Annotated in this window: 23 protein-coding genes; 12 read left to right on the top strand and 11 right to left on the bottom strand. The window is 67.4% G+C overall.

Annotated features, from left to right (window positions below):
• The first annotated feature begins 13 nt into the window (after window positions 1–13).
• From QYL93_RS15010 to QYL93_RS14975, 8 genes are read left to right on the top strand one after another with little or no spacing between them, the layout of a single operon-like run.
• Window positions 14–1,324 carry an NAD(P)/FAD-dependent oxidoreductase gene (locus QYL93_RS15010; protein ID WP_305744387.1) on the top strand — a complete coding sequence of 437 codons (1,311 nt, stop codon included), beginning with the start codon at window positions 14–16 and terminating at the stop codon, window positions 1,322–1,324.
• Window positions 1,324–2,103, top strand: coding sequence for a DUF1365 domain-containing protein (locus QYL93_RS15005; RefSeq protein ID WP_305744386.1), 780 nt, complete (start codon window positions 1,324–1,326; stop codon window positions 2,101–2,103). Before QYL93_RS15010 ends, QYL93_RS15005 begins: the two co-directional genes overlap by 1 nt.
• 45 nt (window positions 2,104–2,148) lie before the next feature.
• The gene (locus QYL93_RS15000) at window positions 2,149–3,369 is read left to right on the top strand and encodes a cyclopropane-fatty-acyl-phospholipid synthase family protein (RefSeq protein WP_305744385.1); all 1,221 of its coding nucleotides are present in this window, start codon (window positions 2,149–2,151) and stop codon (window positions 3,367–3,369) included.
• A 9-nt stretch (window positions 3,370–3,378) separates the two neighbouring features.
• Window positions 3,379–3,924, top strand: coding sequence for a chalcone isomerase family protein (locus QYL93_RS14995; protein WP_305744384.1), 546 nt, complete (start codon window positions 3,379–3,381; stop codon window positions 3,922–3,924).
• Window positions 3,921–5,213 (top strand): MFS transporter, encoded by a 1,293-nt coding sequence (locus QYL93_RS14990; protein ID WP_305744383.1) that lies wholly within the window; start codon window positions 3,921–3,923, stop codon window positions 5,211–5,213. The genes QYL93_RS14995 and QYL93_RS14990 overlap by 4 nt, the downstream gene beginning before the upstream one ends.
• Window positions 5,213–5,758 (top strand): DUF3833 domain-containing protein, encoded by a 546-nt coding sequence (locus QYL93_RS14985; RefSeq protein ID WP_057200634.1) that lies wholly within the window; start codon window positions 5,213–5,215, stop codon window positions 5,756–5,758. Before QYL93_RS14990 ends, QYL93_RS14985 begins: the two co-directional genes overlap by 1 nt.
• A complete protein-coding gene (locus QYL93_RS14980) occupies window positions 5,755–6,537 on the top strand; it encodes an SDR family oxidoreductase (protein WP_305744382.1) in 783 nt (260 codons plus the stop codon). Before QYL93_RS14985 ends, QYL93_RS14980 begins: the two co-directional genes overlap by 4 nt.
• 5 nt (window positions 6,538–6,542) lie before the next feature.
• Entirely contained in the window at window positions 6,543–6,998 is a 456-nt protein-coding gene (locus tag QYL93_RS14975) for a nuclear transport factor 2 family protein (RefSeq protein ID WP_305744381.1), read from the top strand.
• 12 nt (window positions 6,999–7,010) lie between these two features.
• On the opposite strand, the gene QYL93_RS14970 is transcribed toward QYL93_RS14975, so the two are convergent.
• From QYL93_RS14970 to QYL93_RS14935, 8 genes are all read right to left on the bottom strand, one after another.
• Entirely contained in the window at window positions 7,011–7,916 is a 906-nt protein-coding gene (locus QYL93_RS14970; protein ID WP_305744536.1) for a sugar phosphate isomerase/epimerase, read from the bottom strand.
• Between the two features lie 14 nt (window positions 7,917–7,930).
• Window positions 7,931–8,824: a 4-hydroxyphenylpyruvate dioxygenase gene (locus QYL93_RS14965; protein ID WP_305744380.1), complete on the bottom strand. Its 894-nt coding sequence runs from the start codon at window positions 8,822–8,824 to the stop codon at window positions 7,931–7,933.
• A 36-nt stretch (window positions 8,825–8,860) separates the two neighbouring features.
• Window positions 8,861–9,721 (bottom strand): shikimate dehydrogenase, encoded by an 861-nt coding sequence (locus QYL93_RS14960; RefSeq protein WP_305744379.1) that lies wholly within the window; start codon window positions 9,719–9,721, stop codon window positions 8,861–8,863.
• Window positions 9,722–9,817: 96 nt separating this feature from the next.
• Window positions 9,818–10,822, bottom strand: a complete 1,005-nt coding sequence (locus tag QYL93_RS14955) for a TRAP transporter substrate-binding protein (protein ID WP_305744378.1) — start codon at window positions 10,820–10,822, stop codon at window positions 9,818–9,820.
• Between the two features lie 56 nt (window positions 10,823–10,878).
• Window positions 10,879–12,159 carry a TRAP transporter large permease gene (locus QYL93_RS14950; RefSeq protein ID WP_305744377.1) on the bottom strand — a complete coding sequence of 427 codons (1,281 nt, stop codon included), beginning with the start codon at window positions 12,157–12,159 and terminating at the stop codon, window positions 10,879–10,881.
• A 34-nt stretch (window positions 12,160–12,193) separates the two neighbouring features.
• A complete protein-coding gene (locus QYL93_RS14945) occupies window positions 12,194–12,769 on the bottom strand; it encodes a TRAP transporter small permease (protein WP_305744376.1) in 576 nt (191 codons plus the stop codon).
• Between the two features lie 105 nt (window positions 12,770–12,874).
• The gene (locus QYL93_RS14940; protein ID WP_305744375.1) at window positions 12,875–13,594 is read right to left on the bottom strand and encodes a TetR/AcrR family transcriptional regulator; all 720 of its coding nucleotides are present in this window, start codon (window positions 13,592–13,594) and stop codon (window positions 12,875–12,877) included.
• A gap of 49 nt (window positions 13,595–13,643) precedes the next feature.
• Complete coding sequence (locus QYL93_RS14935) at window positions 13,644–14,258, bottom strand: glutathione S-transferase N-terminal domain-containing protein (RefSeq protein ID WP_305744374.1); 615 nt, start codon at window positions 14,256–14,258, stop codon at window positions 13,644–13,646.
• A gap of 251 nt (window positions 14,259–14,509) precedes the next feature.
• On the opposite strand from QYL93_RS14935, the gene purB reads away from it, so the two are divergent.
• Together purB and QYL93_RS14925 are read left to right on the top strand one after the other, a co-directional pair.
• Window positions 14,510–15,889 carry an adenylosuccinate lyase gene (gene purB, locus QYL93_RS14930; protein ID WP_057200624.1) on the top strand — a complete coding sequence of 460 codons (1,380 nt, stop codon included), beginning with the start codon at window positions 14,510–14,512 and terminating at the stop codon, window positions 15,887–15,889.
• A gap of 160 nt (window positions 15,890–16,049) precedes the next feature.
• Window positions 16,050–16,610 (top strand): YaeQ family protein, encoded by a 561-nt coding sequence (locus tag QYL93_RS14925; RefSeq protein WP_057200623.1) that lies wholly within the window; start codon window positions 16,050–16,052, stop codon window positions 16,608–16,610.
• A gap of 47 nt (window positions 16,611–16,657) precedes the next feature.
• Here QYL93_RS14925 and QYL93_RS14920 read toward each other — a convergent pair whose 3' ends face one another.
• The 3 genes from QYL93_RS14920 to ggt form a co-directional block, all read right to left on the bottom strand.
• Window positions 16,658–16,963 (bottom strand): hypothetical protein, encoded by a 306-nt coding sequence (locus QYL93_RS14920; RefSeq protein WP_057267066.1) that lies wholly within the window; start codon window positions 16,961–16,963, stop codon window positions 16,658–16,660.
• A gap of 42 nt (window positions 16,964–17,005) precedes the next feature.
• The gene (locus QYL93_RS14915) at window positions 17,006–17,497 is read right to left on the bottom strand and encodes a DUF3717 domain-containing protein (protein WP_305744373.1); all 492 of its coding nucleotides are present in this window, start codon (window positions 17,495–17,497) and stop codon (window positions 17,006–17,008) included.
• An 88-nt stretch (window positions 17,498–17,585) separates the two neighbouring features.
• A complete protein-coding gene (gene ggt, locus QYL93_RS14910) occupies window positions 17,586–19,451 on the bottom strand; it encodes a gamma-glutamyltransferase (RefSeq protein ID WP_305744372.1) in 1,866 nt (621 codons plus the stop codon).
• A gap of 536 nt (window positions 19,452–19,987) precedes the next feature.
• Here ggt and QYL93_RS14905 point away from each other — a divergent pair.
• Both QYL93_RS14905 and QYL93_RS14900 read left to right on the top strand, forming a co-directional pair.
• On the top strand, window positions 19,988–20,722 hold the full coding sequence (locus QYL93_RS14905) for a TerC family protein (protein ID WP_305744371.1): 735 nt from the start codon (window positions 19,988–19,990) through the stop codon (window positions 20,720–20,722).
• Between the two features lie 85 nt (window positions 20,723–20,807).
• On the top strand, window positions 20,808–21,269 hold the full coding sequence (locus tag QYL93_RS14900) for a hypothetical protein (RefSeq protein WP_305744370.1): 462 nt from the start codon (window positions 20,808–20,810) through the stop codon (window positions 21,267–21,269).
• Window positions 21,270–21,302 lie beyond the last annotated feature (33 nt).

Genomic DNA, 21,302 nt, shown 5'->3' with positions numbered 1-21,302 from the left:
GAGGGAGCCGGCCATGAAGATCGCCATCATCGGGTCCGGCATTTCCGGGTTGGCCGTGGCCCACCGGCTGCGTGGCCAGGCCGACATCACCCTCTACGAATCGGGCAGCTATTTCGGCGGCCACACCCATACGTTGGACGTGACCCTGCCGGGCCCAGACGGCGACGCCGTGCACTGCGGCGTCGACACGGGTTTCCTGGTCTTCAACGAGCGCACCTACCCGAACCTGATCCGCCTGCTGGCCGACCTGGGCGTGGAAACCGCCAAGTCCGACATGTCGTTCTCCGTGCAGGTGCCGCAGGCCCTGGGCGGCGGGCGCACGCTGGAGTGGAGCGGCACGAACCTGTCCACCGTATTCGCCCAGCGCGGCAACCTCGTGAACCCGCGTTTCCTGGGCATGCTCTACGACCTGCTGCGCTTCAACCGGCTGTGCACGCGGCTGGCCGAAGCCCAGGCCGATGCCGCGCTGATGCAGCCCCTGGCCGACTTCCTCAAGGAGCACCGCTTCGGCGACGCGTTCCGCGACTGGTACTTTCTGCCCATGCTGGGCTGTATCTGGAGCTGCCCCACGGACCAGATGCTGCAGTTCCCGGTGGCCACGATGATCCGCTTCTGCCACAACCACGGCCTGATCCAGGTGAGCGACCGGCCCCAGTGGTGGACGGTGGCCGGTGGCGCGCGCCATTATGTGGACAAGATCGTGGCGGGCATCGAAGACAAGCGCCTGGACACCCCCGTGCGCCGCATCGAGCGCGACGCTGCAGGCGTGCGCGTGGTGACTACCGGCAACACCGAGCGCTTTGACCAGGTGGTGCTGGCCACCCATTCGGACCAGGCGCTGGCGCTGCTGGCCCAGCCCACGCTGCAGGAGCGCGCCGTGCTGGGTGCCATCCGCTACCAGGCCAACCGCGCCGTGCTGCACACCGACACCTCGGTGCTGCCCGAACGCCGTGCCGCCTGGGCCGCGTGGAACTACGAACGCGCACCCGAGCGCAGCCGTGAGTCGGCGCGCGTGTGCCTGCACTACCTCATCAACCAGCTGCAGCCCGTGCCCTTCGCGCAGCCGGTCGTTGTCTCGCTCAACCCGGTGGGCCAGATCGCCGCAGACCAGGTGATCGACAGCTACGACTATGCCCATCCGGTCTTCGACCTGGCGGCCATCCGTGCGCAGAAGGGCGTCGCGCAGCTCCAGGGCCGCGAACGCACCTGGTTCTGTGGCGCCTGGACGGGCTATGGCTTCCATGAAGACGGGCTGAAGTCGGGCCTGGCCGTGGCCGAGCACCTGCTGGCCCGCATGCCGGCACCGCTGGCGGAGGCCGCCTGATGGACACCCGCACCGCCGAGCCGCTGCTGGGCTTTGGCCAGGTGCGCCATACGCGCCTGCGCCCCCAGCGGAATGCATTTGCCTACCCCACCTTCTTCCTGATGCTGCCCATGCGCTCACTGCGCGCGCAGGCAGCCGGGCTGCTGGCCGTGAACCGCAGGGGCACCATCAGCTTTCACGATAGCGACCATGGCGATGGCCGCAGCGACGCCCAGGGCGGCGCACTCGCCTGGATCGACGAATTGCTGCGCACCGAAGGCATCGCGGACGCCACGGGCGAGGTCTGGCTGCACTGCTACCCGCGGGTGCTGGGCTACACCTTCAAGCCCGTGAGCTTCTGGTACTGCCACCGCCCGGACGGCAGCCTGCGCGCCATCGTGGTCGAGGTCAACAACACCTTTGGCGAGCGCCACTGCTACCTGCTGGACCAGCCGCGCTACGGCGCCGAGCAGCATGCGCGCAAGGTGTTCCATGTCTCGCCGTTCTGCGACATCAGCGGCGGATACCGTTTCCGCTTCCTGCGCGCGGTGCAGGGCGGGCTGGAGCGCACCGTGGTACGCATCGACCACGACGACGCCAACGGCCCGCTGCTGCAGACCAGCGTGAGCGGCACGCTCTCGCCCATCACCCGCAAGACCCTGCGCCAGGCGCTGTGGGGCTACCCGGCGATGACGCTGGCGGTGATCGCCCGCATCCACTGGCAGGCCCTCCGTCTGTGGGCCAAGCGGGTGCGCTTTCACCGCAAGCCCGCAGCACCCGCCTCCGCCGTGACCCGCTGAGCCCGGCACGCACCGTCCCGAAACCCCTCTTCCATCCGGCCCGCCATGAACAGCACCACCCTCGCACCCGCCCTGCCAAGGGGCACCCCTGCCGCCGCCCGCACGGCCCTGCGCCTGATGCAGCGCCTGCAACACGGCAGCCTCACGGTGCAACTGCCCGACGGCACGCTGCAGCATTTCGGCAACCACCATGGCGACGGGCCGGCAGCAGCCATCACGCTCAAGAACTGGAACGTCTGCAAGGCAGCCCTCAAGTCCGGCGACATCGGCGTTGCCGAGAGCTACATCGCCGGCGACTGGACCACGCCGAACCTCACGGACCTGCTGCGCGTGTTCATCGCCAACCGCCAGCAGGTGGAGGGCGTGATCTATGGCAGCTGGGCCGGGCGGCTGCTGTACCGCATCAAGCACCTGCTCAACCGCAACACGCGCGCCAACAGCCAGAAGAACATCCACGCCCACTACGACCTGGGCAATGCCTTCTACACGCTGTGGCTGGACGACACGATGAACTACTCGTCGGCCTGGTTCGAGGGCGATGCCGGTGGCGACATGCGCATCGCCCAGCATGCCAAGGTGCGCCGCGCCCTGCGCATGGCGGGCGTGCAAGCGGGCGACCGGGTGCTGGAGATCGGCTGCGGCTGGGGCGCGCTGGCCGAGATGGCCACCACCGAGTTCGGTGCCTCGCTGACCGGCGTGACGCTGTCCACCGAGCAACTGGAGTTCGCGCGCAAGCGCATGGTCGCGAGCGGCGTGGGTGCCCAGGCCGATCTGCGCCTGCAGGACTACCGCGACATCACCGACGGGCCCTACGACGCGGTCTGCTCCATCGAGATGATCGAGGCCGTGGGCCGCGAGTACTGGCCGACCTATTTCCAGGCCGTGCGGCGCCTGCTCAAGCCCGGGGGCAAGGCCTGCATCCAAAGCATCGTGATCGACGACGGCCTGTTCGAGCGCTACATCAGCTCCACCGATTTCATCCAGCAGTACATCTTTCCGGGCGGCTGCCTGCCCTGCCCGCGCGAGTTCCGCCGCGAGGCCGAGGCCGCCGGCCTGCGCGTGGTGGACGAGTTCGCCTTCGGCCAGGACTATGCCGAGACCCTCAGGCGCTGGCGCGAGCGCTTTCTGGCCCAGCGTGCGCAGATCCTGCAGCTCGGCTTCGACCAGCGCTTCCTGCACATCTGGGAGTTCTACCTGGCCTATTGCGAAGCGGCCTTTGCCATGGCCAACATCAACCTCGTCCAGTACACCCTGGTGCGTGACTGAGCCATGGCCATGACGCAAGCCGCCATGCTCATCCTGGCCCTGGCATTGCTCTGCCCGGACCTGGCCCTGGCGCAGGCGCCGACTGCAGCGCCGCTGGCCGGCCTGCGCCAGGCCGGCCAGGGCACGCTGCGCTTCCTGGGATTTGAAATCTACAGCGCCCAGCTGTGGGTGAGCCCGGGCTTTGACGCCAGCGACTACACCGCCCAACCCCTGGTGCTCCAGCTGGCGTACAAGCGTGATTTCACGGCCGAAGCGATTGCCGGGCGCTCCATCCAGGAAATGCGCCGCGTGGGCCGCTTCACCCCCGCCCAGGCCACACGCTGGCAACAGGCCCTGCAGGCCGCCCTGCCCGACGTGAAGGCGGGCGACCAGCTCACCGGCATCTACCAGCCCGGGGCGGGCGCCGTGTTCCAGATGGGCGGACAGGTCGTAGGCGAGGTCAAGGACCCCGAGTTCTCGCGCCTGTTCTTCGGCATCTGGCTGTCGCCGCGCACCTCCGAGCCGGCGCTGCGCCAGGCGCTGATCGCTGCACCCTCTGCTGCGGGGACGCCTTGAACGCCGGCGCGCTGCTGCCCTGGCGCCAGGGGCTGGCCTATGGCCTGCTCGGGCTGCCGCTGGCCTTCGTGGCCCTGCCGCTGTACGTGCTGCTGCCCAACCACTACGCCCGTGAGTTCGGCATGCCCCTGGCCACGCTGGGCGGCGTGCTGCTGGCCGCGCGCCTGTTCGATGCCGTCTCGGACCCGCTGCTCGGCCGCTGGGCCGACCGGCTGTTCGAGCGCTCGCCGCTGGCGGTTCTCTCCACGGGGGCGGTGTCGGCCGTGGTGCTGGCCGTCGGGCTCACCGCGCTGTTCTTCCCCAAGGTGCAGGGCCAGGGCGCGCTCGCGGCCTGGGCCCTGGTCTGCCTGTTGGTCACCTACCTGGCCTACAGCCAGCTCGGCATTGCGCACCAGTCCTGGGGTGCGCGCCTGGGCGGTGACGAGCTGCAGCGCAGTCGCATCGTCGCCTGGCGCGAGGGCGCGGCCCTGGTGGGGGTGGTGCTCGCCTCGGTACTGCCCGCGCTGCTGGGTCTGCCGGTGATGCTGGGCGTGTTTGCGGCCGCCCTGGTGCTGGGCTGGCTGGCGTGGCTGCGCGCACCCCGGCCTGCTCCAGTTGCGCCTCTCGCTACGAGCCGCGCGGACCTGTGGCGGCCCTGGACGCGGCCCGCCTTCCGCCGCCTGCTTGCGGTATTCGTGCTCAACGGCATTGCCAGCGCCGTACCGGCCACGCTGGTGCTGTTCTTCATCCAGGACCGGCTGCAGGCGCCGCCGGGCCAAGAGCCGATGTTCCTGGCCGCGTACTTCCTCTGCGCAGCGCTCTCGATCCCGCTGTGGCTGCGCGCCGTGGCGCGCTGGGGCCTGGCCCGCACCTGGCTGGCGGGCATGCTGCTGGCCGTGGCCGTGTTTGGCTGGACGGCTGGGCTCGGAATGGGCGACAGCATGCCCTTCCTTGCCGTGTGCGCGCTTTCGGGCGTGGCCCTGGGCACCGACCTCGCCTTGCCCGGTGCCCTGCTGGCCGGGGTGGTGGCGGCCGAAGGCGACAGCGGCCGGCACGAGGGCGCCTACTTCGGCTGGTGGAACTTTGCCACCAAGCTCAACCTGGCACTCGCCGCGGGCCTGGCCCTGCCCTTGCTCGACGCACTGGGCTACACGCCCGGCACGCGCAGCGCAGAGGGCCTTCAGACCCTGGGCCTGGCCTATGCCGTGCTGCCTTGTGCCTTGAAGCTGGTGGCCGCTGCAGCGCTGTACTTCCTGATCCTGCGGCAACCCCTTGCCGCAGCCATTCCATCCCTCCAAGGCAAACCATGATGCAGCGACGCTTGTTACTCCTTTCGGCGGCCGCCGTGGCCGCCCCCGTGGCGCTGTCGGGCTGCGCGGGCCAGAACCTGGCCGACTACGCGGCCGAAAAGCCCGTGCTCGACCTCGCGCAGTATTTCAATGGCGTGATCGACGCGCACGGCATGTTCCAGGACCGCAGCGGCAAGATCGTCAAACGCTTCACTGTGGTCATGAACTGCCAGTGGACCGGCAACCAGGGCGTGCTGGACGAGGCCTTCACCTATTCGGACGGCAGCACGGAGCGGCGCATCTGGCGCCTCACCCGTGAGGCCGATGGCCGCTACACAGGCACGGCCGGCGACGTGATCGGCCAGGCCGTGGGCCAGGTGCGTGGCAACGCCTTCCGCTGGAACTACACGCTGGCCCTGCCCGTGGATGGCACGGTCTACCACGTGGACCTGGACGACTGGATGTACCTCATGGACGAGCGCGTGATGCTCAACCGCGCCACCATGAGCAAGTTCGGCGTGCGGCTGGGCGAGATCACGCTGTCGTTCACCCGGCGGGCGCCATGAGCCTGAATCCCCGCCTGCGCGACTGGCAGGGCCGCCGGGCCTGGCTGGTGGGTGCCTCCAGTGGCATCGGCAGGGCCACGGCATCGGCCCTGCATGCGCGCGGGGCCGAGGTCATCGTCTCGGCCCGCAGCGAAGCGGCGCTCAATGCGTTCGTCGTGCAACACCCCGGCAGCGTGGCCCTGCCGCTGGACACTGCCGTACCCGACGCCGTGAAGGCGGCCGCAGCCCAGGTGCTGGCGGGTGGACCGCTTGACCTTGTGTGCTACTGCGCAGGCACCTACCACCACATGCGCGCCACGGAGTTCGACCTGCCCGTGATGCTGCGCCACGAACAGGTGAACTACACAGGCGTGCTGCACCTGCTGGCCGCCGTGCTGCCAGACATGCTGGCCGCCGCACATGCGGGCCGCCCCGGGCATGTGAGCCTGGTCAGCAGCGTGGCCGGCTTTCGCGGGCTGCCCAAGAGCCTGGCCTACGGCCCGACCAAGGCGGCGCTCATCAACCTGGCCGAGGCACTGTACCTGGACCTGCACGGCCTGGGCATGGGCGTGAGCGTCGTCAACCCCGGCTTCGTGGCCACGCCGCTCACCGAAGGCAATGACTTTCGCATGCCGGCGCTGATCACGCCCGAAGAGGCGGCCACGGCCATCCTCAAGGGCTGGGGGCAGGGCGCGTTCGACATCCACTTCCCCAAGCGCTTCACGCGTGTGATGAAGATGCTGCGCGTGCTGCCGTATGGGTGGTACTTTCCGGCCATCCGCAAGTTCACCGGACTTTGAGCCCCATGCCGCCGCCAGACACCACCCCATCCACCGAAGAGGCCGTCACCCGCGTGATCGCCTTTTTCGAGACCCTGGCCCCGGCCGACGTGGCGGCACTGGGCCGCCTGTATGCGGCCGATGCGCGCTTCAAGGACCCGTTCAACGAGGTGCAGGGACTGCCCGCCATCCGGCACATCTTCGAGCACATGTTCGTGGCGCTGGACCAGCCGCGCTTCGTGGTGACGGGCCGCGTGGTGCAGGGGCAGCAGTGCTTCCTGACCTGGGAGTTCCTGTTCGCCTTCCGCAATTTCCACAAGGGCGTGGCGCAGACGGTGCGCGGTGCCTCGCACCTGGTGTTGGACGACCAGGGCCTGGTCACGCTGCACCGCGACTACTGGGACGCGGCCGAGGAGCTGTACGAAAAGCTGCCCGTGGTGGGTGGGCTCATGCGCTGGCTCAAGAAGCGCGCCAACAGCTGAGCACAGCCGTCGTCACGGACGCGCTTGCAGGCGCAGATGCCCAGGCAAGGGCACGGCACGCTGCAGCACCCCTTCGGCCAGCCACACCGCGCTGTTCCACGCCCGGCCGGCCACGTAGGGCAGGGGCAGTTGCTGGTAGTCGTCGTTGAAGACCTCGAAGCTGTAGTCGCCGCGGTAGCCCATGCCGTCGAGCTTGCGCACCAAATCGACCAACGCCTGGCTGTGCACGCCCTCGCCCGGGAACACCCGGAAGTGCCGCGCCGTGTCGATGCGCTCCTGCACCGTGCGCGTCTCCTGCCACATGAAGTCCGACAGCTGCACCAGGTAGATGCGCTCCGGGTCCACGCCCTCCAGGGCTTCGAGCGGGGTGCTGGTGGCGAACTGGTGGTACGAGTCGATGGCCAGGCCCAGGTTGGGGCAGTCGGCCCGTTGCACCGCGGCCCAGGCCTGGTGCACCTCGTTGATGTGCCGGCCCCAGGACAGGCCTTCGAACGCGATGCGGATGCCGTGGGGCAGCGCCAGCATGGCCAGCTTGCGCAGGTCGCGCGCAATCGCTTCGGGGTCTTCTGTGGCGTGCAGCGAAGTGGAGCTGCAGGCCAGCAGCACCCGGGTGCCAAGCGCGCGCGCCATGAGGATCATCTGCTGGGCGATGCCCAACTTGTAGCTGTGCAGGTGGCCCGACAGGCCCTCGAAATCGCGCAGCACCTGAAAGCCCGTGACGCGCAGGCCGCTGCTGCGCACCGCCTGCACGGCGGCGTCAATGCCCTCGGGGTGGCCGACCAGGTCGCGTGCGGCCAGCATGATCTGGCCGAAGCCGGCGGCCTTCACGGCGGCGAGCTTGGCCTCCAGCGGACCGGCGAGGCTGATGGTGTCCATGCCGAAATCGGCGACGTTGCGTTGCATGGCCTGGGCGCGCATGGGAAGTATCGGTTTCATCGCGGGTCGAGCACCAGCTCGAAGCTAGCGCCGCCGGCGTCGGCGCGGGTCAACGCCCCCCGCACCTCACTGTGCACGCCCGTTGGGGACTCCACGAAATCCACACCTTGCGCACGCAGGGTTGCCACCGTGGCCAGCACGTCGCCCGTGCCGAAGGCCACGCGCTGCAGCAGCTCGCCGGGGTTGGCATCGAGCGCGTCGATCAGCGGCTCGATGAGCTGCCAGTACAGCGTGCCGCAGGGGCTGGCGAGGATGCGCCCTTGCGTCAGCACGCCGAAGTTCTGCTCGGGCGGCAGCTCGGCAAAGCCGAACAGCTCGCCGTAGAAGGCGGTCCAGTCGGCCAGCCGATCGAGGCCGATGTACTGCACCAGGCCGAACAGGTGCAGGCCGTGCTGCGCTGGCGGGCGCGGGTCCACCCCCGGTATCGGTACGAAGTCCACGTCGTAGATCGAGAACTCGCGGTGCCGGTCGACGAAGTAGATGCGGCTCGTGCCCACGCCGTGGATGGCCGGGATGTTGAGTTCCATGACCTCGACCTCGGTATGCACGGCCCAGGCCCCGAGTTCCAGCACGCGCCGGTAGGCGGCGGCAGCATTGCCGACGCGAAAGGCAATGGCGGCCAGCACCGGGCCATCACCAGGGGCCTGCGCGCCATGTGCCGGCTCTTCGCCCTGGTGGGCGTTGACGATGATGTTCATGCCGCCCTGGCGGTACAGCAGTACCTCGCGCGAGCGGTGGCGCGCCACGGGCTTGAAGCCCATGCGCTCCAGCGCCTGGCCCAGGGCCTGGGGGCGGGCCGTGGCGTATTCGATGAACTCCACGCCCTGCAGGCCCAGGGGGTTGGGCAGGGTGCCCAGGGATTCACGGTCGGCCGTCATCGGGGTGCTCATGGGCGGGGCTCCTTGAGAAATGGTGAGCGCACCAGGTCAGCGACTGGTGACCAGTTGGCGAAAGTGCGCATCCATGCGCGCAGGATCGGGGGCGACGCCGGTGAACAATTCGAACGCCCCGACCGCCTGGCCCACGGCCATGCCACCGCCGTCCGAGACGCGGCAACCCAAGGCGCGCGCAGCCTGCACCAGGGCCGTTTCGAGCGGGAAGTACACCACCTCGGACACCCACATGGCAGGGCGCAACAGGCCCACGTCCAGCGGCAGGCCCGGCAGCTTGTCCATGCCCGTGGGCGTGGCATGGATCAGCCCCGTGGCCGGGGCCATGGCGGTGGCAATGTCACTGGCCTGGGCGCGCGCGCCGTAGAGCGCGTTGACATCGGCCGCCAGTTGCTCAGCGCGTTCGGGCTGCGCATCCACGATGGCCAGGCGCTGCGCGCCCAGCCGCAGCACGGCATGGGCAATGGCCGCGCCGGCACCGCCTGCGCCCAGCAGCACCACATGGGCCAGATCGGCCTCTGGCAATGCACGTTGGAAACCCCAGGCCCAGCCCGAGCCATCGGTGTTGTGCCCCACCAGCCGGCCATCCTGCACCACCACGGTGTTCACGGCGCCCATGGCCCGCGCCTCCTCGGACAGGTCGTCGAGATGCGGGATCACGGCCTGCTTGCAGGGATAGGTCACGTTGCAGCCGGCATAGCCCATGATGCGTGCCGCCGACAGCAGGGTGGGTAGCTGCTCGGGCGAAGATGCGGAACGGTCCAGATCGATCAGCTGGTAGTGCAGGCGCATGCCATGGTGCCGCGCTTCTTCTTCGTGCAGCGCAGGCGACAGCGATTGTTGGATGCCTGCACCGATCAGCCCGATCAGTACCTTGCGGGGGCTTGTGGAAGACATGGTGGGCGGGGGGTCGAGAAGCAGCAGGGTGTCCATGGAATGCGGGCCGTCCTGCATGGCCCGGGCTGAAGCCGCCGGGCCATGCGGGTTGCGGTGTTACTTGCCGCCGCGCAGCTTGGCCAGCGTGGCGTAGACCTCCTGCACCGTCTCGGCGCCGACCTTGTCGCTGTGCTTTTCCACCACGGGCTTGACCTTGGCGCGCAGCTTGTCGACCTCGGCGGGCGAGAACTCGGTGACCTGCATGCCCGCCTTCTTGAGCTCCTCCAGCGCCACGTCGGCCTGCGAGCGCGAGACGCTGCGCTGGAAGGTGGTGGCCTCTGCCATGGCTTCGGTCACGGCCTTCTGGTCAGCGGGGTTCAGGCTGTCCCAGAACTTCTTGCTGACGATGACGGCCTGCGGGTTGTACATGTGGCGCGTGATCGTGAGGTGCTTTTGCACCTCGGCGAACTTGGACGAGAGGATGGTCGAGAACGGGTTTTCCTGGCCGTCCACCGCCTTTTGCTCCATGGCGGTGTAGAGCTCGGGGAAGGGCATGGGCACCGCGTTGGCGCCCAGTGCGTTGAACATGTCGATGTAGATCGGCGACTGGATCACGCGGATCTTGAGGCCCGCGATGTCCTCGGCCTTGGTGATGGGCTTCTTGCTGTTGGTCAGGTTGCGAAAACCGAGCTCCCAGTAGCCCAGGCCCACCAGGTTCTTGGCCTGCAGCTTGTCGAGCAGTTTCTTGCCGAAGGGGCCGTCGGTGACAGCATCGGCTTCCTGCGGCGAGGCGAACAGGAAGGGGAAGTCGTAGATGCCGAATTCCTTGGTCTGGGCCGAGAGGATGCCCGCGTTGAGCACGGTCATCTCCACCGTGCCGCCCTGCAGCGCCGAGACGGTCTGCAGGTCGCCGCCCAGCGTGCCGCCGGGGAAGAGCTTGACCGCGATGCGGCCATTGGTCTTGGCGGCCACGAGGTCGGCGAACTTCTGCGCGCCCTGGGCCTGCGGGTGCTCCTTCTGGTTCTGGAAGGCGAACTTGATGGTGCGCTCCTGCGCGTGGGCACCGGACAGCAGCGATGCGGCAACCAGGGCCGTGGCGAGCAGGGTCTTCACGAGGGTCATGATGAAAGTCTCCTTGATGTAGTGGGTAGCGGAACAGAACGACGACGGTGTAAATTTCAGCCGGTGAGCCAGCGCAGCGGCACCATGACGATGGAGGGGAACACCACCAGCAGGAACATCACGAAGAACTGGGCCAGCATGAAAGGCAGCACGCCACGCGTGACCTGGTCCATGGAGATGCGCCCCACCCCGGCCACGACATTGAGCACCGTGCCCACCGGCGGGGTGATCAGCCCGATGGCGTTGTTGATGATGAACAGCACGCCGAAGTACACGGGGTCGATGCCGGCGGCCTTGACCACCGGCATCAGTACCGGGGTCAGGATCAGAATGGTGGGCGTCATGTCCATCGCCGTGCCCACCACCATCACCAGCACCATGATGGCCACCAGCAGCAGCGTCTGGTTGCCCATGAAGGGCTCCAGCATGCCGATGACCTTGGTGGGCAGGTCGGCCACGGTGATCAGCCAGGCCGAGACCATGGCGGCAGCCACCAGGAACATCACGATGGCGCTGGTGCGGGCCGAGGCCTGGAAGATGCCTGCCAACTGGCGCACGCCGATCTCGCGGTAGACGAACATCGCCACCAGCAGGGCGTACACGGCCGCGACCACGGCCGCCTCGGTCGGGGTGAACACGCCCATGCGCAGGCCCACCAGGATGATGAGGGGCAGGCCCAGGGCCCAGACAGCTTCGCGCAGCGCCTTGAGGAGTTCGGCGCGCGAAGCCTTGGGCGGGGGCTGCACCTTCTCGTTGCGCACCAGCCACCACCAGGTGACCGCGAGCGACAGGCCCAGCAGCAGGCCAGGCACGATGCCCGCGAGGAACAGCTTGCTGATGGACACGTTGGCGGCCACGCCGAAGATCACGAAGCCGATGGAAGGCGGGATGACCGGGGCGATGATGCCGGCCGATGCGATCAGGCCGGCAGAGCGGGCCTTGTCGTGCCCGGCAGCGACCATCATCGGCAGCAGCAGCGAGGCGAGGGCTGCGGCATCGGCAACGGCCGAGCCCGAAACGGCGGCCAGGAGCACGGCGGCCATGATGGTCACGTAGCCCAGGCCGCCGGGCATGTGGCCCACCAAGGCCAGCGCCAGCTTGACAATGCGCCGCGACAGGCCTCCGACATTCATGATCTCGCCGGCCAGCATGAAGAAGGGCACGGCCAGCAGGGGAAAGCTGTCGGCACCGTTGATGACGTTCTGCGCCAGGATCTGCGCGTCGAACAGGTCCAGGTGCCACATCAGCGCAGCGCCGCTGAGCAGCAGCGCATAGGCGATGGGGATGCCGATCGCCATGGCGAGCAGCAGGGAGCCGAGGAAGATGGCGACGGTCATGGGCGGGTGTCCTGTGGGCGTGAGGTGCGGCGGATCAGGAGCGCTTGGCAGGCAGATCGGAATCGACCCCATTGCGTTGGGCCAGCGCGGACAACTCCTCACTCTCCTGCACCATGACCAGCTCCTGTTCGGACAGTGGGGTGAACAGCGTGCGCAGCAGATCGCGCAGCAGGATCGCGATGCCCGAGGCGCCCATGAGCACGCCGCTGGCGTAGAAGATCGCCACCGATGCGCCGGTGACGGGGGCCTCGGTCTCCCAGTTGATCAGCATCTGCGCCCAGCTGCCCGACAGCAGCAGCCAGGAGACGAACAGCATGGCCACCTGGGCCAGTGCCAGGCAGGCGCGCTTGCCGGCGGGCGGCAGGCGCGAGACCAGCATGTCGGTGCCCAGGTGCCCGTGCTCGCGCAGCGCCACGATGGAGCCCATGAAGGTGAGCCATACGAACAGCCAGCGCGAAAGCTCTTCGGAGATGGTGATGCCCGAGTTGAGAGCATAGCGCGCCACCACGTTGCCGAAGACCAGCACCACCATCAGGGCCAGGCAAACGCCTCCCAGCATGTCGAGCAGGCGGGTGTATCGCCCCAGCAGGCGGTCGGTCCATTCCAGCATCGCTAGTCTCCGGTCGTTGTGATCGAGATTTTGTACGAACTGGTTAGTATTTAATCCGGGTACAAACCCTGATCTCCGCAGCCGGGGTGTGCTTGCCGCGAAAGCTCAGGGGCGCAGGAAGCGCACGATCATCTCGACAATGGATTCGCGGCGCTCGGCCATGGCGGCCGGCGAGTCGAGCGTGCGCTTGAAGATGGCGCCGAAGGTGTGGCGGTTGGAGACGTTGAAGAAGCACAGCGCCGAGATCGACATGTGCAAATCGACAGGGTCCACGTCGGGGCGAAAGACCCCGGCGGCCACGCCGCGCTGGTAGACCTTGTGCACCGCATGGATGACCGGGATATTGAGCTCCTGGATGGTCGTGGAGCGGCTGATGTACTCGCCGCGGTGCATGTTCTCGTTCATCACAAGGCGGATGAAGTCGGGGTTGGCCAGCTGGTAGTCAAAGGTGAAGCCGACCAGGGTGCGCAGGGCCTGCTCGGGCGCCAGGTCCTCCAGGTGCAGCTCCGACTCGATCTGGCGGATGCGGCGGTAGGCCTCTTCGAGAACCTTGACGTACAAGCCTTCCTTGCTACCGAAATAGTAGTAGATCATGCGCTTGCTGGTGCTGGTGAGCGCGGCGATCTCATCGATGCGGGCACCGGCCAGGCCTTTGTCCGCGAACTCCGCCGTGGCCACCTGCAGGATGTTGGCCATGGTGCGGTCGGGGTCGTTCACGCGCACGCGCTCGGCACCAGGCGTCGCCGCTGCCGCGCGCGCCGCGCGCTGCCGCGCCGGGCGGCTGTCACTGGCGGAAGGCGGGGAGTTTTGAACCGTTTCGTCCATTGCGCCAAGCATACGGCAAGGGCCAGCCCCGCTGGCCCCTCCGGTGCGGTCAGGAGGGCTTGGTGTCGGCAAAGCTCGGGCGCTGCATGAGCTTGTCCAGCAGCCTGCCCAGGTTGGGGTATTCGCTGCGCCAGCTGACCTGGGGGAAGCGGAACTCCAGCCAGCCCAGGGCGCAACCCACGGCGATGTCCGACAGGCTCAGGTGGATGCCGCTGCAGTAGGGTTTGTCGCCCAGGCCCTGGCTCATGGACTTGAGGCTGTCGTTGACCTTGCGCATCTGGCGGTCGATCCAGGCCTGGCTGCGCTCGCTGTCCTTGCGGTGGGCCCAGGTGGCTTCGAGGCGGGCGAGAATGGCAGCGTCCACCACCCCATCGGCCAGTGCTTCCCAGGTCTTGACCTCTGCACGCTCACGGCCCTGGCTGGGGATGAGCTTGCCCACGGGGGACAGCGTGTCCAGGTACTCGACGATCACGCGCGAGTCGAAGACCGCCTCGCCGCCTTCCATCACCAGGCAGGGTACCTTGCCCAGCGGGTTGGAAGTGGCAATGGTCGTGTCGTCGGCCCAGACGTTTTCCTGCACGAACTGGTAGTCGAGCTTCTTTTCGGCCATGACGACGCGCACCTTGCGTACATAAGGGCTGGCGGAGGCTCCGATCAATTTCATGGGGTGGTTTCCAGTGCGCGGGATAAGCTGACGTTACACGACCGATTCTATCGGCTGCGACCCCTGGCGCCTGTCCCGCAAGCCCCCCGCATGGGGGATACCAGAGCGCGCAGGAACTCCTGTAGCGGCCTGCCACCAGGGCTGCAGCGCACTGGCGCAGATTTGCAACAGCTTGTCTGCAGCGCACCGGGCCACCGGATGCACTGGGCGGATTGGGGTTTCCCCGTGCGTGCAGCCTACAATCTGGCCCCATGAGCCTGTCCACCATCACCGCCCTGTCGCCGCTCGACGGCCGCTATTCCAACAAACTCGCCGCCCTGCGCCCCATCATGAGCGAGCACGGCTACATGCACCGGCGCGTGCAGGTGGAAGTGGCCTGGTTCATCGCGCTGTCGGATGCAGGCTTTGCCGAGTTCAAGCCGCTGACCACGGGCGCGCGCGCCTACCTGCTGGGCCTGGTGAAGAATTTCTCGGAGGCCGATTCGGCTGCCATCAAGGACATCGAGAAAACCACCAACCACGACGTGAAGGCCGTGGAATACTGGATCAAGAGCAAGTTCGAGGCGCGCCCCGAGCTGGAAAAGGCCGCCGAGTTCGTGCACTTTGCCTGCACCAGCGAAGACATCAACAACACCAGCCATGCACTTCAGCTGCGCTCGGGCCGCGACCAGGTCGTGCTGCCAGGGCTGGACCGCGTGGTGCTCAAGCTGCGCGAGATGGCCCATGCCTATGCCGACGTGCCCATGCTCAGCCGCACCCACGGCCAGACGGCCAGCCCCACCACGGTGGGCAAGGAAATGGCCAACGTGGTGGTGCGCCTGCAGGCCGCCTGCGAGCGCATTGCCGGCGTGAAGATTCTGGGCAAGATGAATGGCGCCGTGGGCAACTACAACGCCCACATGTCGGCCTGGCCCGATTTCGACTGGGAGGCGTTCAGCAAGAAGGTCATCGAGACCCCCGAGCCCCTGGGCCTGGGCCTGACTTTCCAGCCCTACAGCATCCAGATTGAGCCGCACGACTACATGGCCGAGCTGTTCGATGCCGTGGCACGTGCCAACACCATCCTGGTCGACCTGTCGCGCGACATCTGGGGCTATGTGAGCCTGGGCTACTTCAAGCAGCGCCTGAAGGCCGGCGAGATCGGCTCCAGCACCATGCCGCACAAGGTCAACCCCATCGACTTCGAGAACGCCGAAGGCAACCTGGGCCTGGCCAACGCGCTGCTGCGCCACCTGTCGGAAAAGCTGCCCGTCAGCCGCTGGCAGCGCGACCTGACCGACAGCACGGTGCTGCGCAACATGGGCGTGGCCCTGGGCTACGCCGCCCTGGCGTATGCCTCGCTGCTGACCGGCCTGAACAAGCTGGAGCTCAACGAGGAAGCCCTGGCCGAGGATCTGGACTCATCCTGGGAAGTGCTGGCCGAGCCGATCCAGACGGTGATGCGCCGCTTTGGCGTGCAGGGCGCGTACGAGAAGCTCAAGGAGGTCACGCGCGGCAAGACCGTGACGGCCGAGGCGCTGCACGGTCTGATCCAGTCGCTGGAGATCCCGCAGGCCGAGAAGGACCGGTTGCTGGCGATGACGCCGGGCAGCTACACGGGCAAGGCAGCAGCGCTGGCCCGTCGGGCCTGAGCAGTTTCTGCCGCAAGCCCTGAGCCCAGTGGCCCAGGCGCGGCATGCCCGCGACGAAAATCACCTGTGCCCTGTGGCGCATGGTGATTTCCTTTTTTCACGGCCTCTGTTGCCTGCACACGGGCATGGGCAGCGGTCAATTGTTGTTCAGTGAGACCGCATGGCCATCAAATCCACCATCTTCAAGGCGAATCTGCAGATCGCCGACATCGACCACGGCTACTACGCGGACCATGCGCTGACGCTGGCGCGGCACCCGAGCGAGACCGACGAGCGCATGATGGTGCGCCTAGCGGCGCTGGCCATCCACGCGCACGACCTCAACGACATCTGCAATGGCGACGGCACGTTGGCCTTTGGCGCCGGGCTGTCGGACCCGGACGATCCGGACGCATCGCTGACCGATTTCACCGGCCGCAAGCGCGTCTGGATCGAGGTCGGCCAGCCCGAGGACAAGCCGCTGACCAAGGCCTGCAGCAAGTCCGACAGCGTGGTGGTGTACTGCTTCAACCACGCGGCCGAGATCTGGTGGAAGGGTATCGAGACCAAACTCTCGCGCCTGGAAAAACTGCAGGTCTGGCGCATTCCCACCGAAGCTTCGCAGGCCCTGGCGGCCCTGGCCGAGCGCAGCATGCAACTGCAGGCCACGGTGCAGGAAAGTGCCCTGACGCTGAGCAGCAATCTGGGCAGTGTGGTCGTGGAGCCGGTGCGCTGGAAGTAACCGCCGCATCCTGGCCGCGCAGCAGCGGCAGGCAAAGGGGCTGAAGCTCAGTCGCGCGGCATCAACACGCCGCAGTGCCAGCACTGCTCGAAGCCACCCTCCACCGTCTCACCGCAACGGCACACCCAGTGGCGCTGTGGCAGGTTCTGCAGGTCATGGAGCAGGGTGCGTGCGCGGCTGGCGTGCTCGTCGTATTCGAGCCAGATCTCCGGCAGGCACTGGTCAGGCGGCAGATGGCCGGCGGCAGCGCCCAGGTACTGGCGCTGCACCGAGGCGGTCATGCCGGCCTCGCACAGGATGTCGGCCCAGAGCGTGGCAATCGCGATGTTGGGGGCCTGGGTCAGTCGCAGCATGGCCCCACCATACCGGTTTGCAAGCGCGGCGTACAGGGGCGGCTATGCCTGGCGGAGCCGGCTGCGTGCCGGGGGCACCGGTGAGGCCGCAGAGGCCTGCGGCACCGGGGGCTTCGCCGATGGCCCTTCTGCCGCGCGCTCCGAGTACCGGTTGAAACGCCACGCCGAGTGCTCCAGCGTGATGCGGCGCCACACACTGCGCTTTTCAGCTGCGGTGTAGGCGAGCCAGTGCTGCACCTCGTCGAAGCTGCGGCCGCAGCCCTTGCATTGGTCATCGCCCTGGCTGGTGGAGCAGATGGCGATGCACGGGGTGTCCGGCGTCGTGTCGTACCAGGCCTTCCATGCAGCCATGGCCTCTGGCGGAAAGCTGGCCTCGTCCGCCTCGTCCTCGTGCCAGTAGACCATCAGCGCATACACCTCGGCCAGGGCCCGGATCTCCGGCGCCAGGGTCATGCCATCGGGCGAGGGGGAGCGCTCGCGCCAGTGGTTGATGGCGGCTTCGATGTCGGTGATGTGGATGGACGAGGGGGGCATAAAAAAAGAGCCCCCGCCAGGTTCTAACCGGCAGGGGCCCGGAGCATAACCGGCCTTGCCTGGCATGCGGGCAAGGAGGTTAATCGGCTCAGTTGTTGCCCAGCGCAATGCCCTCACGCCGTGGATCAGCACCGCCGGCGTAAGTACCCGCTGCGGGGTTGCGCGAGAGCAGGCCGGCATTGCCGTTGGCGCGCACGCCGTTGAACACCACGCCGTGCAGCCCGCTGGCAAAGGTGTCGGTCTGCGCCACGGTGTGGCCACGCGCCCTGAGGCCGTCGCGGATGGCCGCCGTGTCGATGACCGAGCCCTTCTCGATCGAGGTGGTGGCGTTGGTCTGCGCGCCGAAGTTGGGCAGGTTGATGGCCTGCTGCACGTTCAGTCCCCAGTCGGTCATGCCCAGGATGCTCTTGGCGGTGTACTGGATGATGGCGCTGCCGCCGGGCGAGCCGATGGCCCCTTCGAAGTCGCCGGTGGCGGCGTTGAAGATGATGGTCGGCGCCATCGAGCTGCGCGGCCGCTTGCCAGGCTGCACGCTGTTGGCGATGGCCTTGCCGGCGGAGTCGGTGGCGGTGAACGAGAAGTCGGTGAGCTGGTTGTTCAGCAGAAAACCGCGCACCATCTGCAGACTGCCGAAGCCGTTCTCGATGGTGGTGGTCATCGACACGGCATTGCCCGAAGCATCCACGATGGACAGGTGGGTGGTGGAGGGCAGGTTCAGTGAGCTGTCGGCACCGCGGGTTGCCACCACGCCGGGCGGCGTGCCGGCCACGGGCGTGCCGATGCTGCGCTGCATGTCGATCAGGCGCGCACGGCCCTTGAGGTAGTCGGCATTGATCATGCCGGCCTGGGGCACGGCAACGAAGTCCGGGTCGGCCACGTACAGCGCGCGGTCGGCATAGGCCAGGCGGTAGGCTTCGGAGACCACGTGCACCGAGTCGAGCGTGTTGGGCTTCATCGCCGCCAGGTCGAAGCTCTCCAGCATGCCCAGGGTCTGCAGCACGGCGATGCCGCCCGAACTGGGCGCGGGCATGCCGCAGACACGGTACTTGGTGCGGTACACGCCGCACACGGGTTCACGCACCTTGGCGGTGTAGTTGTTCAGGTCGGACAGCGCCAGCTTGCCGGGGTTGGTGGGGTGGCCCGAGACCTTGGCCACGATGTCGGCGGCGATGGCGCCCTTGTAGAACGCATCCGCGCCGCCAGCGGCGATGGTGCGCAAGGTGGCTGCCAGTTCGGGGTTCTTGAGCAGGGTGCCTGCGTCTTTGGCCGAGCCGTCGGCCTTGAGGAAGTAGCTGGCGCCGGGCTCGCCCTGGGCCTTGATGCGCGCGGCCGAGCCGGCGATGGAGACGCTCATGCGCGGGGAAATGGCAAACCCGTCTTCGCTGAGCTTGATGGCCGGGTCGAACAGGTCCTTCCAGGGCAGCTTGCCATGCGCCTTGTGCGCGGCTTCGAGCATGCGCAGCACGCCGGGCGTGCCGACGGACAGGCCGCCGTCCACCGCGGTCAGGAAGGCCAGCGGGTTGCCATCGGCACCGATGAACAGGTTGGGCGTGGCAGCCATGGGCGCGGTCTCGCGGCCGTCATAGGCCAGCAGCCGGTTGGCGCCCTTGTCGAAGTGCAGCATGAAGGCGCCGCCGCCGATGCCCGACGATTGCGGCTCCACGAGGTTGAGCACCATCTGCACGGCGATGGCCGCATCGATGGCGCTGCCGCCCTTGGCCAGGATGGCGGTGCCAGTCTGCACGGCCAGCGGGTTGGCCGCAGCGACCATGTCCTTGTTGGCATAGGCGATGGTCTTGGGCGTGTAGCCCGAGGGCGGCTCGGGCGGTACGTACTGCTCCACGGGCTCGGCGATGGGGGTGTCGTTGCTGCCTCCGCAGGCAGCCAGTGCGGCCACGGCGGCTGCGCTGAGCAGGGCGAGCTGCCAGCGGCGCCCGGTGGTGGAGATGGTCATGGGTCTCGGTCCTCAATCCAGTGGGGAAGGCGGGGATGCAGCCTGCGGGTGGTGCAGATGCATGGCGAAACATATGATAGTCACGGTTTTGTCACACCGTAAAGGCAAAAAAATTCCGAACGAAATGCGCGGTGGCATGTGCCCGTTCTCTCGTGGGTGCCAGCCGACCGCGTTCTGCGGGGCTTGCGTTCACGGCCGGGCGATGGTCCAATTGCGGCTTCGAAGGGGAGTAGCTCCCGCCACGCATCCGCACTGCGCCCCCGGGGCACAATTAGCGCGTGGCATCGGATCTGTCGTCAGTACGAAGCGAAACACCGCTTCCGGCAATCCGGATCCAGCGCGCATGGAGGGCGCTGGGTCGAGCAAGACCTTTGATGGGCCCTCTGTGGGCTGATCAAGGCCGCCCTCCCGATTCGACGCTCCGCGCAACGCGGGCGAGCCCTTGATCCTCCGACCGCAGGCCCTCTATCCCCCAGGTGGACTTGGCGCTACATTGGCGCCAAGCCCTCCTTTTGCCTACCGATATTGAGGAATTTATGGACTTTTTGGCTTCGCCCGAATTCTGGCTCGCGCTGGGACAGATCATCATCATCGACATCCTGCTGGGTGGCGACAATGCGGTGGTCATTGCCCTGGCCTGCCGCAAGCTGCCACCCGCCCAGCGTACCAAGGGCATCATCTGGGGCACGGCAGGCGCCATCATCCTGCGCGTGATCCTGATCGCCTTCGCCATGACGCTGCTGGCGCTGCCGTTCCTCAAGTTCGTGGGCGCAGTGCTGCTGGTGTGGATCGGCGTCAAGCTGCTGGCGCCCGATGAAGACGGCCACGGTGACGTGCAGGGCAGCGACAAGCTGCTGGCCGCCATCAAGACCATCATCGTCGCCGACCTGGTGATGAGCGTTGACAACGTGATCGCCATTGCCGGCGCTGCACAGAACGCCGGCGAGCACCAGTTCCTGCTGGTGGTCCTGGGCCTCTTGATCTCGATCCCGATCATCGTCTGGGGCAGCCAGCTGGTGATCAAGCTGATGGAGCGTTTCCCATTCATCATCACGCTGGGCGGGATGCTGCTGGGCTGGATCGCCGGTGGCATGCTGGTGACCGACCCGGTCTTCTCCAATCCTGACAAGTGGCAATGGATGTTCAAGATCCCTCAGACCGACATGATCAGGTATGGTGCGAGCGTGGCAGGTGCCCTGCTGGTGCTGGCGCTTGGCAAGATGATCCTGGCACGCCGTGCTGCCACAGCCGCCCCCGTGGAACACGGTTGAGCGGACTTCAATGACCCCATGGGCTGACTGCGGGGCGCTCGCCGAGCGCCTTTGGCGGCAGCCCCCGACCAGGGAGCTTACGCATATGGACAAAGTCATCGTGTACGTGGACGACGCAGCCCATGCACAGCAGATCCTCGCGCCCCTGTTTGCGCGCGGTTCAGCTGGCAATACGCACTGGGTGCTGGTGGCGTGCGCGCCACGCATGACCCATCGCATCAGCAAGTGGGTGAGCCACAGCGCGCGCGAGAACTGGCGCGCCAAGTGGGCCGACAAGCTGTTCGCCCAGGTGGTGCCAGGCCTCAGGGCGCACCCCGACCACGTCACCATGGTGCTGGCCAAGGGCCCGCTACCTGAGCTGACGGACCGGCTGCAGGCCGACATGGGCAGCACCAAGGCCCAGGTGGTGGACGCGCGCCGCCCCAAGCTGGATGCAATACCCGACGCGGCCACTACCGTGCCGAGCGGCAATCGCTGGTCACTGCCCGGCACGCTGAGCAGCCTGTTTGCCAGCGTGGGTTTGCTGATGGTGCTGGGCACCGAGTAACCAGGCTTCGAGGGGAAGGTGGTCGGAGTGGTC

The sequence above is a fragment of the Acidovorax sp. A1169 genome, assembly GCF_030704685.1.
In the GTDB taxonomy this organism is placed as follows: domain Bacteria; phylum Pseudomonadota; class Gammaproteobacteria; order Burkholderiales; family Burkholderiaceae_C; genus Acidovorax.
Note: the sequence above shows the minus strand (reverse complement) of the source record. Positions and strands in the feature narration are given on the sequence as shown.